15 protein-coding genes are annotated in these 16928 nt (G+C 43.4%); 12 read left to right on the forward strand and 3 right to left on the reverse strand.

Annotated features, from left to right (window positions below):
* Window positions 1-172 precede the first annotated feature (172 nt).
* Genes L4D09_RS10530 through L4D09_RS10540 form a run of 3 tightly spaced genes read left to right on the forward strand, consistent with a single transcriptional unit; the run spans window position 173 to window position 5401 of the window.
* Window positions 173-1213 (forward strand): efflux RND transporter periplasmic adaptor subunit, encoded by a 1041-nt coding sequence (locus L4D09_RS10530; RefSeq protein WP_428457464.1) that lies wholly within the window; start codon window positions 173-175, stop codon window positions 1211-1213.
* A gap of 1 nt (window position 1214) precedes the next feature.
* Window positions 1215-2300, forward strand: a complete 1086-nt coding sequence (locus L4D09_RS10535; RefSeq protein ID WP_428457465.1) for an efflux RND transporter periplasmic adaptor subunit — start codon at window positions 1215-1217, stop codon at window positions 2298-2300.
* Window positions 2301-2302: 2 nt separating this feature from the next.
* On the forward strand, window positions 2303-5401 hold the full coding sequence (locus L4D09_RS10540; protein ID WP_428457466.1) for an efflux RND transporter permease subunit: 3099 nt from the start codon (window positions 2303-2305) through the stop codon (window positions 5399-5401).
* Window positions 5402-5489: 88 nt separating this feature from the next.
* On the opposite strand, the gene pyrC is transcribed toward L4D09_RS10540, so the two are convergent.
* Window positions 5490-6518, reverse strand: coding sequence for a dihydroorotase (gene pyrC, locus L4D09_RS10545; protein ID WP_428457467.1), 1029 nt, complete (start codon window positions 6516-6518; stop codon window positions 5490-5492).
* A gap of 208 nt (window positions 6519-6726) precedes the next feature.
* Window positions 6727-8730: a methyl-accepting chemotaxis protein gene (locus tag L4D09_RS10550; protein WP_428457468.1), complete on the reverse strand. Its 2004-nt coding sequence runs from the start codon at window positions 8728-8730 to the stop codon at window positions 6727-6729.
* Window positions 8731-9102: 372 nt separating this feature from the next.
* On the opposite strand from L4D09_RS10550, the gene hinT reads away from it, so the two are divergent.
* The 9 genes from hinT to L4D09_RS10595 all read left to right on the forward strand — a co-directional run bounded on the left by hinT (window position 9103) and on the right by L4D09_RS10595 (window position 16367).
* On the forward strand, window positions 9103-9453 hold the full coding sequence (gene hinT, locus L4D09_RS10555) for a purine nucleoside phosphoramidase (protein WP_428457469.1): 351 nt from the start codon (window positions 9103-9105) through the stop codon (window positions 9451-9453).
* Window positions 9454-9660: 207 nt separating this feature from the next.
* Window positions 9661-11046: a COG3014 family protein gene (locus L4D09_RS10560; protein WP_428457470.1), complete on the forward strand. Its 1386-nt coding sequence runs from the start codon at window positions 9661-9663 to the stop codon at window positions 11044-11046.
* The gene (locus tag L4D09_RS10565) at window positions 11046-11432 is read left to right on the forward strand and encodes a YcfL family putative periplasmic lipoprotein (protein WP_428457471.1); all 387 of its coding nucleotides are present in this window, start codon (window positions 11046-11048) and stop codon (window positions 11430-11432) included. Before L4D09_RS10560 ends, L4D09_RS10565 begins: the two co-directional genes overlap by 1 nt.
* 47 nt (window positions 11433-11479) lie before the next feature.
* Window positions 11480-12073, forward strand: a complete 594-nt coding sequence (gene lpoB, locus L4D09_RS10570) for a penicillin-binding protein activator LpoB (protein ID WP_428457472.1) — start codon at window positions 11480-11482, stop codon at window positions 12071-12073.
* Window positions 12074-12131: 58 nt separating this feature from the next.
* Window positions 12132-12998 (forward strand): phosphotransferase, encoded by an 867-nt coding sequence (locus L4D09_RS10575; RefSeq protein ID WP_428457473.1) that lies wholly within the window; start codon window positions 12132-12134, stop codon window positions 12996-12998.
* 63 nt (window positions 12999-13061) lie between these two features.
* Complete coding sequence (locus L4D09_RS10580; RefSeq protein ID WP_428457474.1) at window positions 13062-13907, forward strand: DUF6279 family lipoprotein; 846 nt, start codon at window positions 13062-13064, stop codon at window positions 13905-13907.
* A 162-nt stretch (window positions 13908-14069) separates the two neighbouring features.
* Window positions 14070-14612 (forward strand): alpha/beta hydrolase YcfP, encoded by a 543-nt coding sequence (gene ycfP, locus L4D09_RS10585; RefSeq protein ID WP_428457475.1) that lies wholly within the window; start codon window positions 14070-14072, stop codon window positions 14610-14612.
* A 202-nt stretch (window positions 14613-14814) separates the two neighbouring features.
* On the forward strand, window positions 14815-16104 hold the full coding sequence (locus L4D09_RS10590; protein ID WP_428457476.1) for an NAD(P)/FAD-dependent oxidoreductase: 1290 nt from the start codon (window positions 14815-14817) through the stop codon (window positions 16102-16104).
* A gap of 44 nt (window positions 16105-16148) precedes the next feature.
* Entirely contained in the window at window positions 16149-16367 is a 219-nt protein-coding gene (locus L4D09_RS10595) for a DUF7661 family protein (protein ID WP_428457477.1), read from the forward strand.
* A 76-nt stretch (window positions 16368-16443) separates the two neighbouring features.
* Here the strand turns inward: L4D09_RS10595 and bamJ are convergent, their stop codons facing one another.
* Window positions 16444-16917 (reverse strand): BamJ family beta-barrel-assembly machinery protein, encoded by a 474-nt coding sequence (gene bamJ / locus L4D09_RS10600; protein WP_428457478.1) that lies wholly within the window; start codon window positions 16915-16917, stop codon window positions 16444-16446.
* Window positions 16918-16928: the final 11 nt, after the last annotated feature.

Below are 16928 nucleotides of genomic sequence, written 5' to 3' on the forward strand. Positions count from 1 at the left end.
TTTTTTGTGCTTGTTCGAAAATTAGTCTCAGTTTGTGGGCTATAGTGTAACTAGGTTATTAATTTGTGGTGCTTTTTTATGATAACCACAGATGGAGATACATCGCTACATAGCCATATGTAGCGATATTCAATAAGTATAAAGAGAACAAAAACAAATAATTGAGGGTTTTATGGGACGCGTTATTTTAGCCACGGCTATGCTATCCCTGTTCATTCAGGGGTGTGGCGACAAGGAAGTTGAAATACCTGAGCCTGAATCTAGACCAGTTAAGCTTGAAGCCGTTTCTGTTGGTGATAATGAAACTTTTCGTACATTTCCTGCAGTCGTTGAAGCGGGCGATAAAGCCGTTTTGGCGTTTCGGGTTTCAGGGCAGCTGAAAAAAGTTGATGCTCACCCTGGCGATTTTGTCAAAAAGGGAGATGTGCTTGCTCGTCTTAATACTGATGAATTGGAATTATTGTTAGAGCAGGCTAAAGCCGATTATGAATTAGCGTATGTGCAATATAAGCGTGATAAGGAACTGCTAAAAACAAATTTTGTCTCGGAATTGGATTTTGACCGTTCAGAGGCTGAACTGAATCAAGCCAAGGCCGATTTGGATAAAGCCAAAGCGAATCTAAATTATGCTAGCTTGATTGTGCCTTATGACGGAACATTATCACTCTCTTTGGTCGAAAATTTTGAGTATATAGCGGCCAAACAGCCCGTAATGCATATTCAAAGTGCAGGCCTCATTAATGTTACCTTCCAGCTTCCAGATCAACTCTTTGCTCGTTTTCAGCATAAAAGTGACTTCGACCGTGATCCTCGGGTAACGTTCGATACCATTCCTGATCAAGTCTTTGGCGCTCAATTCAAAGAAATTGATACCGAAGCGGATGAAAAGACCAATAGTTACAAAGTCACATTATTCATGGAGCGCCCACAAGGCTATAACTTACTGCCAGGTATGGCTGGCCATGTCAAAGTGTCTATCCCGAGTGGTGGAACAGGCGCGATTCCAAGGCGTGCCATTTTAACTGAAGGTGATAAGACATTTGTCTGGAAAGTGGATGAGCAGGGAATTGTTAGTAAGGTTGCTGTTCAGTTAGATGATAAGCGGCGGGTATTAGCTGGATTACAAGATGGTGATTTAATCGCAACGTCTGGAGTAACAGGGCTTCAAGAAGGACAGAAAGTCAGAACCTGGATCAAAGAGCGAGGGCTTTAATATGAATAGATGGACATTAATGCCTTTAGCTTTTGGTGTTGCGAGCATCTTATCCGGTTGTGATAAAGCTGAGGTAGAACCCCGTACTATTGTCGCTCCGGTTGCAGTCAGTGAGGTGAAAATATCAACGAGGGCACCACAGCTAACATTTCCAGCAGTAGCTGCAGCGGCAAACAAATCGAGCTTGTCGTTCCGTGTGCAAGGTGAAGTGAGTTTTATTGGGGTCAGACCCGGTGACAGGGTGAAGAAAGGACAATTATTAGCACGTTTAGATCCGATTGATTACAAACTTGAAGTGGATGATGCACAAGCTAAATTCAATGTGTCTGACAGTCAGTACCGTCGTTCGGCAAAGCTGGTTAAGCAGGGTTTTTTACCCCAAGCGCAATTTGATGAATTGAAGGCCCAGCGACGTATTGCAAAAGCCCGTCTGGACTTGGCAAAGTTGAACTTAACGTTTACAGAGCTTAAAGCCCCTTTTGATGGTGTCATTTCCAGAGTGCCAATTGAACAATTTGAAAATGTTCAGGTTGGCCAGATGATGATGAACCTACACCTCGCCGATCAAGTGGATATTATTATTCAAGCGCCAGATATGATTTATTCCCAAAGTACTGCGGTAGAGGTGGAAGCCTCGCAACCTGGCGCAAAAATCATACTAGAAGATGGATCTGAATATCAGGCGCGTCTCAAAGAATTCACAACAGAGCCAGACCCAAAACTCGGGTCTTTTCTTGTGACGTTAACCATGCCGATGCCAAAAGATCGTTTTATTCTTGATGGCATGGCGGTAGAAGTAAAAGCCGATGCACAAAAATTGAAAATTTATAAACAGGATGAAGCGGTTATCCCGTTGGAGGCCATTTTTAATGGTGATGGCGATCCGTTAGAGATGGACAATAAATTTGTCTGGGTGGTTAGTACGGATAATACGGTAACAAAACGGAAAGTGGTTACCGATAAAGTGGTGCCAGAAGGCGTTCGCTTGCTAGATGGATTGGAGCCCGGAGAACGTATTGTGGTTGAAGGCGTGAATCGATTACGCGATGGGCAGTCGGTTATCATCGTGGATAAGGAGGCAGGCTGATTATGAAACAGGATATTGCAGCCTATTTTATACGGAATAAAGTGATCAGCTGGATGCTGACAATAATTTTTCTTATTGGTGGAACGATGGCTTTTTTCGGCCTCGGTCGATTAGAAGATCCCGCCTTTACCATTAAAGATGCCATGGTGGTTACTGCTTATCCAGGGGCCACACCACTACAAGTCGAAGAAGAGGTTACGTACCCGATCGAGAAAGCGATTCAACAACTTATCTATGTTGATGAAGTGAATTCGGTTTCTAGCAGAGGTTTGTCGCAAATCACTGTAACGATGAAAAATAATTATGGTCCAGATGATTTGCCTCAAATTTGGGACGAACTACGCCGCAAGGTTAATGATCTCAAGCCTTCGTTGCCGCCTGGTGTCCAAGAACCCATAGTAAACGACGACTTCGGTGATGTATTTGGTATTTTATTAGCGATCACTGGTGAAGGGTATAGCTACAAAGAACTCAACGACTACGTCGACTACTTGCGTCGTGAGGTGGAATTGGTTGAAGGGGTCGGCAAGGTCTCAGTAACAGGTACTCAGCAAGAGCAGGTATTTATTGAAATATCAATGCAGCGTTTGAGTAGTTTAGGGATCTCGCCACAGACGATATACAGTACGCTTGAAACACAAAACTTGGTGACTAGCGCAGGGGCGGTGCGAATAGGTAGTGAATATATTCGTGTTCATCCGACTGGCGAGTTCACCAGTGTTGAAGAGCTCGGTGATTTAATCATTACCGATAGTGGTTCTGAAGGGCTGATTTACCTAAAAGATGTCGCTGAAATTAAACGCGACTTTAAGGAAGTTCCCGATAATTTAGTCAGCTACAACGGCTCACAAGCGCTACATGTTGGGGTTTCAGCCGTTGAGGGTGTCAATGTTGTTGAAGTGGGGAATCGGGTCGAACGTCGGTTGCGAGAACTTAAAGAGCAGCAGCCTGTTGGTATTGATATTGGTGTCGTATACAGCCAGCCAACTGAGGTGGATAAATCAGTAAGTGGTTTCATTGTCAGCCTTGGGCAAGCTGTGGCGATTGTTATTATCGTCTTGCTGTTCTTTATGGGTGTCAGATCGGGTGTCTTAATTGGCTTAATCTTGCTGTTAACCGTTTTGGGAACTTTCGTCTTCATGAAATGGATGGCGATTGACTTGCAACGAATATCTCTTGGGGCGCTGGTTATTGCTCTGGGGATGCTGGTGGATAACGCCATCGTGGTCGTCGAAGGGATATTGATCGGTATGCAAAAGGGGCGAACCCGGATGCAAGCCGCCTCAGATATTGTCACTCAAACTAAATGGCCACTCTTGGGTGCGACAGTCATTGCGGTCATGGCCTTTGCCCCGATCGGTTTATCACAAGACTCGACGGGTGAATATTGTCGTACCTTATTTACCGTATTATTAGTGTCGTTAATGTTGAGCTGGTTTACAGCAATATCACTGACACCATTCTTTGCTGATATGTTCTTCAAGAGCAGTAAGGTCAGTGATGGTACCGACGACAGCGATCCGTATGCGGGGAAATTGTTTGTTTGGTATAAGACGTTTCTTGAGTTTTGCATGCGCCGGGCATGGATGACCGTATTTGTGTTGATTGTAATGCTTGGGGCAAGTCTGTATGGATTTACGTTGCTCAAACAGTCATTCTTCCCAGCCTCTACAACACCAATGTTTATGGTCGATGTGTGGTTACCGGAAGGAACAGATATTCGTGCAACCAACGATACTTTGGATGAATTAGAATCGGTGGTCGCACAAGATGATCGGGTTGAGTATGTGAGTACCAGTGCTGGCAAAGGCTCGCAGCGATTCATGTTGACGTACTCGCCTGAGAAGAGCTACTCGTCTTATGGCGAGCTGGTTATCCGTGTGAAAAGTTTTGACGATGTATTACCTGTTATGGGGAAGGTGAGTGAGGTACTGGATGCCAAACACCCTGAGCTTGATTATAAGCTGAAGCAAATTATGCTTGGCCCATCATCGGGGTCAAAACTTGAAGCAAGACTAGTTGGACCGGATCCTACAGTATTGCGTACCTTGGCAAAGCAGGTTGTCGATATTATGAATGCCGACCCTGGTGCGTTCAATATCCGTCATGACTGGCGTGAGCGTAATAAGGTGATWGAGCCAATCTTCAATGAAAGCCAAGCTCGGCGGTACGGGATCACCAAGAAAGATGTCGATGATTTGCTGCAAATGTCGTTCTCAGGCTTAACCGTTGGAATTTATCGTGACGGAACCAACTTGATGCCGATTGTTGCGCGTTTACCCGATGAAGAGCGGGTAGATGTTAGTACGATTGAAGGGATGAAAATTTGGAGTCCAGCCACACAAGGTTATATTCCAATTCAGCAAGTGATCAATGGGGTGAACATTCGCTGGGAAGACCCATTGATTGCGAGAAAAGATCGTAAGCGAATGCTGACGGTAATGGCAGATCCTGACCCACTTGGTGATGAAACAGCAGCCACGGTTCAAACTCGGATCCAGCCATTAATTGAAGCACTGGATTATCCACCGGGTTATTCCTTAGAGTGGGGCGGTGAATATGAATCGTCGGCGGATGCCAAAGCGTCGTTATTCCAGACTATGCCAATGGGTTACTTAGTGATGTTTTTGATCACCATTGTCCTGTTTAATAAAGTGAAAGAGGCACTTATTGTTTGGGCGACAGTGCCACTTGCTGTTATCGGGGTAACTACTGGGTTGCTATTGTTGAATACGCCGTTTGGCTTTATGGCTTTACTCGGTTTCTTGAGTTTATCGGGTATGCTGGTGAAAAACGGTATTGTATTGCTTGATCAAATCGAAATTGAAATAGCGAGCGGTAAAGAAAAGTACCAAGCGGTGGTTGATGCAGCAGTCAGTCGTGTTCGTCCTGTTTGTATGGCGGCAATTACGACGATTCTGGGGATGCTCCCATTATTGCCTGATGTGTTCTTTAAGCCGATGGCGGTCACCATTATGTTTGGCTTAGGTTTTGCGACCATATTAACCTTGATTGTGGTTCCGGTATTATATCGTTTGTTCCACCATCTTCGTTTACCTGAAGATACTGTAGTAACAGCAACACCAGCAACGCAAAACTAGTATTGTGTTAGCGTGAAATAGCAAAAAGGGCTTCCGATTGGAAGCCCTTTTCATTGGCAGCTTTTTATTAGCAGATCGTGCTAATGGCTTATTTTACTTGCCACAGAATGTCTTCACCTGCACGGATCGGAACAACAACATCATTACCAAACGACATCGTTTCAGGCACTGACCAGCTTTCTTTGCTTAAGGTAATGGTGTCTGTATTACGCGGAAGGTTGTAGAAGTCTGGGCCATTAAAGCTCGCGAAGGCTTCTAGTTTATCTAGTGCACCAGCTTGCTCGAATACTTCAGCATACAGCTCAATTGCGGCGTGGGCTGTATAAGAACCCGCACATCCACATGCTGACTCTTTACGATCTTGTGCGTGAGGTGCAGAGTCAGTACCAAGGAAGAACTTAGGGCTACCACTTGTTGCCGCTTTTATTAGTGCTTGCTGGTGGATATTTCGCTTAAGAATTGGCAAACAGTAGTAATGTGGTCGAATACCGCCAACCAGCATGTGGTTACGATTGAACATTAAGTGGTGAGCTGTAATGGTTGCACCAACGTTTGGCCCAGCGTTGTTCACAAACTCGACGGCATCTTTCGTTGTGATGTGTTCAACCACGATTTTAAGGTTAGGCATTTTCTTAACAATAGGGCTGAGTACTGTATCTAAAAATGCTTTTTCACGGTCGAAGATATCAACATCATGAGTTGTTACTTCACCGTGGATCAGTAGCAACATGCCTTCTTGTTCCATCGTCTCAAGCGTAGGAATTAGCTTATCAATGGATGTCACACCAGAATCAGAGTTTGTTGTTGCCCCTGCAGGGTATAGTTTTGCCGCATAGATATGGCCAGTTGCTTTGGCTTTGCGGATTTCTTCAGGGGTGGTGTTATCGGTGAGGTAAAGTGTCATGAGAGGAGAGAAATTGCCTTGCGGCTTTTCGGCTAGGATACGATCTCGATATGCCAGTGCCAACTCAGTATCAGTAACAGGTGGAACCAAGTTCGGCATAATGATTGCTCGTCCAAGGTATCGGCTAATATCCCTAACGGTATCATTTAAAACTTCACTGTCACGAAGGTGCGTGTGCCAATCATCAGGACGTGTAATCGTAATAGTCGTCATTGTTGCTTCCCTCCAAAAAAATTCGACCGATTCTAAAATCTTAACGAGATGAAGTAAAGGATAGGTTTCAAACATTCTACCTATTTGATTACCAGATAGGTAATCGATTGCCTTTACATAGCATATAAATGCTTAATGATGAGTAAAAGAAAAGCCAGAGGAAAATCGACTGGCTTTGTTCTGAATATCGCAGTGATTAAATTCGCTCTTACAATTTAAACCGATGTACCAAATCATGCTGCTGGTGAGACAAGGTATCTAGTTTGGCGCTAGCTTCTGCGACTTCTTCCATTGACATAAAGTTTGAATCCGCGATATGGCTAATATCAGCCAAAGTACGAGCAATCTCGGTGGTGGTACTACGTTGTTCTTCAGCGGCTTCAGCGATGTGGGTACTCATTTGGCTTATTTCATATATTATCGCCTGAATTTCTTCCATTGCACTATTTGCCTCGGAAGCTTGATTTATGCTATTCCCCATTTCACTGACACATGACTGCATGACAGTTACGGCTTGACCTGAACTCGATTGCAAGCTTTGGATCATCTGTTCAATTTCAGAGGTTGAATCCGTTGTTCGTTTTGCAAGCACCCGGACTTCATCGGCAACCACGGCAAAGCCACGCCCTTGTTCGCCCGCTCGAGCGGCTTCTATCGCGGCATTCAGGGCTAATAAATTGGTTTGGTCGGCAATGTTTCTGATGACGTCAAGAATTGAGCCGATATTGCTGCTCATTTCTTGGAGTTCAGAGACAGCATTCACTGATTTATCTAAACGTTCAGAGAGTTGATGCGCGGTATTGATGTTACGGCTCATGACCTCACGACCTGTATTAGAGGCTCGCTCAACTTCATGTACGCGCTCCATCGTATTTTGAGCACTACGAGAGACATCAGTCACCGATTGCTCCATTTCTGTCATGGCCGTTGCTACCGATGCCGTTTGATGGCGCTGTTCGTTTAAGCGATTTTTGGCTTCAGTTGTTGTGGTTTGGTTCTCTTCTGCGACGGTGGTTAGATCGCCTGAGGCTTGAGTGATTTTTCCTAATATTTCTTGCAGGTTATCAGCAAGCATATTGATGTAACTACTCAACTTACTGAACTCAACAAATTGATTGATATCACTACGCTTAGTCATATCGCCATTGGTTAATGCCTCCAGTGTTTTTAAGGTGGCATTCAATGGGCGACGAACACTTTGTGCTAAATACCAGCCGATGAAAATGGCAAATATTGTTGCGGCTAGGCCGATTAAAATAGCGCGGTTATAACCTTGTTCATAAGCCGTATCAGCACTAATAATGGCTTGATCCATTTGGTTATTCGCTTGAACACCAAAACCATCAAGAATTAACGTTGCTTGGTCAATTTCAGCGGCAAGCGTTGCAATGTTGGTATAAAGGCGGCTGCGCGCATCAATATATTGAAAATGGGCATCTAACACGCCACCATTTTGACCGATGTCTTTATTATATTGCTCTATGTCCTTGTCAAAAATTGCGTTTAACTCGGGCATGATGGAAGTCAGTGAGCGATATGCGTTCTTGAGGTGGTTAACATAGAGTTTGTTATCCCTTACGGCTTTGTTGATAACGGTAAGATCATCGGTAGCAAGGGCATCTGAAGTAATGGTTTCTGTTTGTTGAAGTTTGATGAAATAGTTTTTAGCGATCATTTTGACCGAAATGCTTTCTTGTTCGTCAACATAATCTTTCATTCGAAGGTTTAAGCTATTGTGAAGACGTTGAAAGCGTCGAGCAGACTGCTGTCGCTCACTTTGCGCGAGTAATTGCGTGCGGTAGTTATCCATAGCCGTATGAGACTCGCGGAAGTATCGTTCTTCAAGCGCAATTAATTCTTCAAGTTGGCCGCTCAGTGCGCTGTTGTTTTGCGTAATAGCGATGAGCTCTTCAAGCGCAGTAAGAAACTCATTGTGTGCAAGCGTAAAATCTTTTTCATAAGCGTTCATTCTCTCAGGTTGCTGACTTGTCAGAAAATCTTTGAATACTTTATCGGCAGAAAGAAGGCGCACACTGGCTTGATTGGAGAGTGAAACCAAAGGTAATGCATTGGTTGTGACGTTTTCAAGTTGCTGGTGAATACGGTTTGTCCCATCCAGCATAGTCATGATTGTGATAGCAAATAAAAGAACCATCACAGCAAAGCCGGTATACATACGTCGTATTACAGAGGTTTGTTTCGTTGTCTTCATAATATCCCTAAATAATGACAAGTAAGCGACAGCTGAACTTACTTAACTAACTGTAATACGAAGTTGTTATTATGGTATTGGTCTTCGTACAAAGTGTGATGCTGAAAATTTAAGCAGCAAAATAAGCAGCATCAGTTGTGGCAAATATGACCCTAAAAGCACAAATTAGACGTGCCTGACACAGGGTATAGCGTCTAATCATAAATGAATATGCTTCCCACAGTCTTTGACCGCTGCATCAAAAAATAACTTCTAAGATAAATTAATCACTGGAAAATATGTTTAAAACAGTGTTCAATATTGCTCTGATGAATGGAGTCAAGCATACTGGTTCGTAAGGAAAAACCTTAGCTAATTAAAATGGAGCATGTTATGGCTGAAGAAACCATTTTCAGTAAAATTATTCGCAAAGAAATCCCTGCCGATGTTTTGTATCAAGATGACTTAGTAACGGCATTTCGTGATATAAACCCTCGTGCACCAAGCCATATCCTTATCATTCCTAATAAATTAATCCCAACGGTGAATGACGTTGAAGCGGATGATGAATTAATGATGGGGCGTTTATTTACGGTGGCTCGCAAGCTGGCAGAAAAAGAAGGCATTGCAGAAAATGGTTATCGTTTGATCGTGAATTGCAACCCACATGGTGGGCAAGAGGTGTATCATATTCATATGCACTTGCTTGGTGGTCGTCCGCTAGGACCAATGTTAGTTGGCTAATTCACTGAGTTTGGTGAATGTCTAACCAAACGCAGATGGTAGCGTTTAGTTGGTGGAACTTACGTCCAAGAATAAAGTCTGAGTGGCAGGGACTTCTGACTCTGAAGGACTAGAAGGTTTGTTCATTTTTTCGTATGGCCCAGTCAGTACGAAAAGGTAAGTAGGCTTTGCTCTTGGGCTTTTTTATAAATAGTGGTTGATGACAAAATGTTGAAGCATGCCGTTGTTGCGGTTTTATCTCTTAGTTTAATGGCGTGTGCGAACTTATCTACACAAAGCTTATTTAGCCATTACAGTGCTGCCAATAGTAAGGCTCATCAGGCAATGCAACAGGGCCGCTATCAGCAGGCACTGGAGGCATTACCTGATGCGCCTGCAGGCGATATTTTAGATGGCATGGAAAAAGGGCGTGTAGGCTTTGTTGCACAGCAGTACCCCCAAAGTTTTTCGGCATTACAGCAATCTGATCAGGCGGTAAAAGAGCAGCAGAGGCAAGCTGCCATTCAAATATCTGAGGGCTTTAACCAAGCGGGTGCATTATTGACAAATGACAATATGATCACCTATCAGCCAGCAGACTATGAATTGGGCTTTTTGCACCTGTATTTGGCACTGAATTACCTACAGAGCCGAGACTTAGAAGGGGCACTTGTTGAAGTACGCCGTGCCAATATGGTGCAAGAGGCAGCCAAAAGATACCGTGAGGCTGAGCTTCGAAAGGCGGAAAGAGAAGCTCAGCGAAAAGGAATGGATCAAAACTTAGGGGCGGTCTTGGCGCGTTACCCTAATGTTGGAAATAAGCTAGGTAACCTCCAAAATGGTTATTTATTCTATTTTTCTGGTGTTTTGTATGAGGCTGATGGCGATTTAAATAGTGCCTATATTGACTATAAGCGTGCTTTAGCCGTTGCACCTGATAATCCATATGTTGCCGATACCGTATTGCGCTTAGCGACAAGAATGGGGATGTCGGGCGATCTACAAAAATTGGAAGCGAGATATGGTGAATATCAAGCCCCCGATCGTAATAGCGGTCGGGTGGTGATATTCGATGAGCAAGGTGTGGTTGCCGCAAAAGAGGGATGGCGCTTACCACTATGGCTCCCCGATAGTCGTGGTAATGGTGTGATATATAACCTTGCACTGCCTTACTACCAAACACCAGTGAAACCGAAATTTTCGCCATTGCTGATGGATAAACAACCTGTGTCATCGAGTACGCTAACTGACGTTAACGGCATGGCGCAGTACAGTTTAAGTGAAGATCTTCCAGTCATTGTTTTACGCCAAGCGTTACGTGTCGTGGCGAAAGATCAAGTTAGGCAGTCAGCGGCCAAGCAAGGTAATGATGTCGGTAATGTGCTGGCAAATATTTTTAATACATTAACTGAACAACCGGATACTCGTAGTTGGCAAAGTTTACCGGCCAGTGTTGCTGTCTCACATCGCATGATGTCTCCAGGAAAACATAGTGTTTCATGGAATGGCCATCAGGTCGATGTGAAGGTTATTGCTGGACGGACGACGATGGTATGGGTATCTCGGCAAGGAAACCAACTGACTGGTTGGTCAGTGCTACTAGGAGATAGCTAATGAGAATATTGATCATTTTGTGCATGGTATTAAGCATTTCGGCTTGTTCAACAGCTTCATCGGGAATCAGTATTGAAAGCAGCAACCAAAATGTGGTTATTGGCAATAATGATTTGGCCAATCGACTCACAATAGAAAGAGCACATGTTTCTTCTGCCAATGGATTACTGAAGGCAGGTGTGCCTGTGACGAGTAAGATCGATTCAGATTTAAAGTTGCAGTACCGGTTTTATTGGTATGATGCGCAAGGGTTAGAAGTTGCTGGGAGTGATGCTCCATGGCGCCAATTTGTTTTACATGGCAAAGACACCATGACATTACAAGCGGTCGCAAGAACGCCACAAGCAACGCAATACCGGGTTTATATCCGTAAAGCGACTTATTGATTAAGGTAGAGCTGTTGAGCTACTAATTTAAAAATGAAGGTAAGAAAATGAAAAAAAGCGTGATTGCGTTATTGGGTGTTGCCGCATTGATGGGTGGCTGTGCGCAAAAGGTAAGTTATGGCGATGCTCAGGAAGCGGAAACGACGACCATTGAGTTTGGCTCAACAGACTTGCAAAAAATTGCTGAAGAAATGACAGATAGTATGTTGTCATCTGGTTCTGTCGCTTATATTACGGGTAATAACCAGCGACCAATTATTGTGGTTGATGGCATTAAGAACAAAACGAGTGAGCATATTGATACCGAGTCCATTACTGACTCAGTAAGCACTCGCCTTTTAAACTCGGGTAAATTCCGTTTTGTTGATATGACGCGTGTAGAAGCTGTTCGTAAGCAGCTGAACTTCCAAAATAATGATGAGCTCGTGAACCAAAGTACTGCTATTCAATTTGGTAAAATGGTTGGTTCGGAATACATGCTGTATGGCAACCTCTCGAGCATCGTAAAGTCTGCCGGTAGTGATAAAGATGTTTACTACAAAATGACCATGCGTTTGATGGATTTGGAAACAGGCTTAATTGAGTGGGCTGATGAAACCGAAATCCGTAAGCAAGAATCAAAAAGCTTGCTTGGCTGGTAGTTGAATCAGCACAATTAGCTCATCGGTAGTCCTTCAGGCAATACAAAGGAATAGAACGTTGTTAGATGCTTTAACTGAAATATTTCTTACCGGCTTGCCTGAATACCAACTAGTTACGGCTAAACCATTGGATGGTGGTTTAAGTAACCGTTGCTGGCACATTGAGTTAAAGCATCGCCACACTGGTTGTAATTATCAATTAGTGTGGCGGCCTACTTCCTCTGCTACCTCGGCATTCGCTTTATCCCGTCAACATGAGTATCAGCTACTCACGGGAATACCGGCTCAGGTTGATTCTGCCCAGCTAGCCCCACAACCTTTTGCACTGCTTGACGATGGTTTATTGGTTGAGTGGGTACGTGGTGAGACTGCGACTGACGCATTACCAAGTAAAAACCTGATTCAGTTACAAGTCGCAATACATCAACTTCCGGCGCCAGCATGGCGTTTAGATGTGCGTGAGAAGGCTGCGCATTATTGGTCGCAGATACCGTCAAACGTTAAAGATGATACCTTGCAGGCCATTTATCGCTATTTTCAAACTCAATCACCTAAGCAATGGTTTTCTGATACCTGCTGTCATCACGATTTGGGTTGGTACAATGTCATAATTCAGCCCGGTGGTTCAGCGAAGGTGATTGATTGGGAGTATGCTGCAGCTGGAGATCCGGCATTAGATCTCGCTTTAACAATTACGTCTAACCAGTTGGATCCGAATATGGCAATTGGACATTACTGTCAGGCTATTGGCTCGAACGAAGTAAAGCGTTGGCAGCAAGCTGTTGCAGCTTGGCTTCCATGGTGCGATTTCCTTGCAATGCTATGGTTTTATGTCGGTTGTCGTCTTTGGCAAGATACCAGCTATGCAGTAGAAGCTGAGAAGTTAAAGCAGCATCTTATTTCAAAACTGCAATATATTGATTAAATAAACCTTTTCTATATTAGCTAGTCTAAACTTCTAACGGTTCACTTAGTACGGAGTCGAAAGATGGTGAGAATGGTCCCACAGCTAGCTGCTATGTCTTTGACTTTGCTCTTGCTCGGCGGGTGTGCCACACGTTTAGCATATAATAATCTGGATTTCTGGATTAGCTATAACCTTTCGAACTATGTCAGTCTCGATAGCCATCAAGAATCATTGCTGGATAACGGGCTTGAAAAAGCACTGCAAATTCACCGTCGTCAAGCCCTTCCCAAAATTCATCATGGTATTGATCAATTGCTGGCTGATTTAAAAATGCCGTTGTCATATGGCCAAGTTCGGGGCTATTACACGCTATTTAACGGACTAGGTAAGGAATCTTCGGCAATATTGGCTAAACCGCTCGCAGACATGCTCTCAGGATTAAGTGATGCACAATTTGCAGAACTTGACCTGAAAATCGAGGGGCGATTAAATGAGGTAACGCAAGAGCGGCAGGCACTTACCGCGAGTCAAAAACTGGCCAAGCGAACTGAGCGCCTTGAAGATTTTACTCAAGATTGGATTGGCACATTAAGTACAAAACAAAAAACGCTGTTGCAAGAACTGGCTGGCTACCAACTTGAAATGGAACCGGTATTCCTTGCGATTCGTCAGCATTATTTAGAGAGTTGGCAAGAGCTAATGAAGCAAAGGTCTCACCCTTCATTTGAGTATCAATTTAGTCAGTTGTTGCAAAAAATGGTATCACTGGATAACGCTTCCTATCAATCTGACATTAATTTTTACCTTAATCGCCGCTTTGAGTTAATGCGGCGGTTAAACCATACGCTCACAGAAAAACAGCGTGAGAAGTTGGCGAGTAAGCTAACAACATTAAGAAAAGATATCGCTGTATTGATTAACCAGTAGGAAAAAGAGATTAAGTGATGTTTTTGACTTTTAAACCCTACAAAACGTGTTAGATTAAGTTCAAAGAAATGTTATTAGAGCTTTACGAAAAGGCATATGGTTTTCTTCATTGAGAAAGACTAAAAACTATATGCTAAGCGTTGTTCACGACAGGGAGAAAAGATGATTATTTACCTACATGGCTTTGATTCAACAAGCCCCGGTAATCATGAGAAGGTACTACAGCTGCAATTTATTGACTCTGATATTCGTTTCGTGAATTACAGTACGCTTCATCCCAAGCATGATATGCAGCATTTATTAAAAGAAGTGCATAAGCTAAAGGCTGAGTCAGCGGATGAACACCCATTGATTTGTGGTGTTGGGCTCGGTGGATATTGGTCAGAGCGTATTGGTTATTTGTGTGGGATCAAACAGGTTATTTTCAATCCAAACCTGAATCCAGAACGCAATATGGAAGGACGTATTGACCGCCCTGAGGAATATGACGATATTTCGACTAAGTGTGTGACAGGTTTTCGTGAAAAAAATGCAGGTAATTGCCTTTGCATACTTTCAACTAATGATGAAGTGTTAGATAATCATCACACAAAAGATGCACTTGGTGATTTCTACGATATCATCTGGGATGAGAACGAAAGTCATAAATTTAAAAAAATCTCACAGCATCTAAAAACAATAAAAGCATTCAAAGAAACATTTTAACCTCCTACCTTACTGCAGACGGTTCTTGCCGTCTGCTCAATAACATCAATAGAAGAGTGTCTTGTGTTGCACCTTGTTGCGTAAGGTGCTGTTCTATTGGTATTAGTCAGTCAGCCAGTACATTACTATCTTCATTTTATGGATGAAACGTAGCTGTAAGGTTCTGAGCAATAAAATTTATATAAGATAAGAGGAAGACATTGTGACGCGAATTATCGTAGTAGGCGGTGGCGCCGGCGGTTTGGAGCTTGCGACGAGATTAGGCCGTACCCTTGGCCGTAAACGACGTGCGAAAGTAACACTCGTTGACCGTAAGGCAAGCCATTTATGGAAACCGCTATTACATGAAGTAGCAACAGGATCGCTGGATGCGGGGGTTGATGCTTTAAGTTATCGCGCTCATGCTAAAAACCATTATTTTGACTACCAAATGGGTAGCCTTCATGATATCGACCGCGAGCGTAAAGTCATTAAATTGTCGCCGTTGTATGATGAGCATGATGAATTGTTGATGCCTGAGCGTGAGCTTGAATATGATGTCTTGGTAATGGCAATTGGCTCGACATCAAATGATTTCAATACACCGGGTGTTAGAGATAATTGTATTTTCCTTGATAGCCCAGAACAAGCACACCGTTTCCGCACCGAAATGAACAACCAGTTCTTGAAACTACATGCTGATAAAAACCAAAAGACGGTTGATATTGCGATTGTAGGTGCTGGTGCAACGGGTGTAGAGCTTTCGGCAGAGCTGCATAATGCAGTACAAGAGCTTCAAAACTATGGTTTTGGTGACCTCGATAGTTCACGGTTAAATGTTAACTTGGTTGAGGCCGGTGAGCGCATTCTCCCTGCTTTGCCGCCACGCATTTCATCAGCTGCGCACAGTGAGTTGACGAAGTTAGGTGTGAATGTTCGTACTGCGACAATGGTAACAAAAGCAGATGAAACTGGCCTAACAACCAAAGATGGTGATCATATTCCGGCTCAGATCATGGTGTGGGCTGCTGGTATTAAAGCGCCTGACTTCATGAAAGATATCGCAGGACTTGAAACTAACCGTATTAATCAGCTTGTCGTTAAGCCTACACTGCAAACAACCCGTGATGACGATATTTACGTGATTGGTGATCTTGCATCTTGTGTCCAAGAGGATGGAAGTTTTGTGCCACCACGTGCACAGGCTGCACACCAGATGGCAAGCCGCTGTTTTTATAATATTGTCGCCAAGATCACTAAACGTGATCAAAAGCCATATATCTACAGCGATCATGGTTCATTAGTATCTTTAAGCCGTTTTTCTACGGTTGGTAGCTTGATGGGTAACTTAACCAAAGGTTCGATGATGGTTGAGGGGCGTATTGCTCGTATTGTGTATATCTCGCTATATAGAATGCATTTGGTTGCCTTACACGGTGTCTTTAAAACTGGCCTAATGATGCTGGTAGGACGAATTAACCGAGTCTTACGACCAAATCTAAAGTTACACTAATTGTTAACTGACGGTACGGACATGTATTAAAAGGACATAAAAAGATGTTTTTATTATTTGATGTATTTGGAGCCAAGCTATCTGTTCAGCGAAAAGATGGATTTTGGTTATTGTTCAAAGAATCAGATACCGCAATGCGCGCCCGTATTTATGACGTCGTGATCCCTCCTGAACTGGAAGAGGGAGATCTAGCCGTTTACCTTGCTGATATTTATCACGAGAATGCGACGCTAGAGCGATCGGATGTTAAACGATTGAATTAACTCGTTGCTCAATGAGTGAGAGTAAATAAAAACCGCCAAATGGCGGTTTTTTTATTTACGGTATCATTGACTGAATTTAGTTGATTTTAAACAGTTCGACGTCAAAGATAAGAACTGAGCCTGCTGGTATGCCGCCCACACCGCGGTTGCCATAAGCGATCTCCGCAGGAATGAAGAAGCGAGTTTTTTCGCCTTCAACCATTAGCTGCAAACCTTCTGTCCAGCCTTTAATAACTTGGTTCAAACCAAACTGGATAGTTTCACCACGGTCAACTGAGCTATCGAACACCTTTCCGTCAATCAACGTACCGTGATAATGAACGGTCACTTTATCTGACGCCTTAGGGTGAACAGTGCCTGTCCCTTCTTGTAGAACAAGATACTGTAGGCCAGATTCTGTTGACTTAACACCATCTTGATTTAGGTTGTTTGCCAGAAACTCTTCACCAATTTTAACATTCTCAGCCGCTGACTGCTTGTTGCTAGAAGAGCGCTGCATAAAGAAAATAACAAGACCAATGATGGCGATGGTAAGAATAATTTTGAACACGTTTGAACTCC

The organism is Photobacterium makurazakiensis, from assembly GCF_050336715.1.
Taxonomy (GTDB): Bacteria; Pseudomonadota; Gammaproteobacteria; order Enterobacterales; family Vibrionaceae; genus Photobacterium; species Photobacterium makurazakiensis.

What these genes read in the sequence shown, in the direction of transcription:
- ycfP (WP_428457475.1), top strand. Translation starts at nt 14,070, where the DNA reads ATGATTATTTACCTACATGGCTTTGATTCAACAAGCCCCGGTAATCAT.
- L4D09_RS10535 (WP_428457465.1), top strand. Translation starts at nt 1,215, where the DNA reads ATGAATAGATGGACATTAATGCCTTTAGCTTTTGGTGTTGCGAGCATC.
- L4D09_RS10550 (WP_428457468.1), bottom strand. Translation starts at nt 8,730, where the DNA reads ATGAAGACAACGAAACAAACCTCTGTAATACGACGTATGTATACCGGC.
- lpoB (WP_428457472.1), top strand. Translation starts at nt 11,480, where the DNA reads ATGAAAAAAAGCGTGATTGCGTTATTGGGTGTTGCCGCATTGATGGGT.
- L4D09_RS10565 (WP_428457471.1), top strand. Translation starts at nt 11,046, where the DNA reads ATGAGAATATTGATCATTTTGTGCATGGTATTAAGCATTTCGGCTTGT.
- hinT (WP_428457469.1), top strand. Translation starts at nt 9,103, where the DNA reads ATGGCTGAAGAAACCATTTTCAGTAAAATTATTCGCAAAGAAATCCCT.
- L4D09_RS10595 (WP_428457477.1), top strand. Translation starts at nt 16,149, where the DNA reads ATGTTTTTATTATTTGATGTATTTGGAGCCAAGCTATCTGTTCAGCGA.
- L4D09_RS10560 (WP_428457470.1), top strand. Translation starts at nt 9,661, where the DNA reads ATGTTGAAGCATGCCGTTGTTGCGGTTTTATCTCTTAGTTTAATGGCG.
- pyrC (WP_428457467.1), bottom strand. Translation starts at nt 6,518, where the DNA reads ATGACGACTATTACGATTACACGTCCTGATGATTGGCACACGCACCTT.
- L4D09_RS10530 (WP_428457464.1), top strand. Translation starts at nt 173, where the DNA reads ATGGGACGCGTTATTTTAGCCACGGCTATGCTATCCCTGTTCATTCAG.
- L4D09_RS10580 (WP_428457474.1), top strand. Translation starts at nt 13,062, where the DNA reads ATGGTGAGAATGGTCCCACAGCTAGCTGCTATGTCTTTGACTTTGCTC.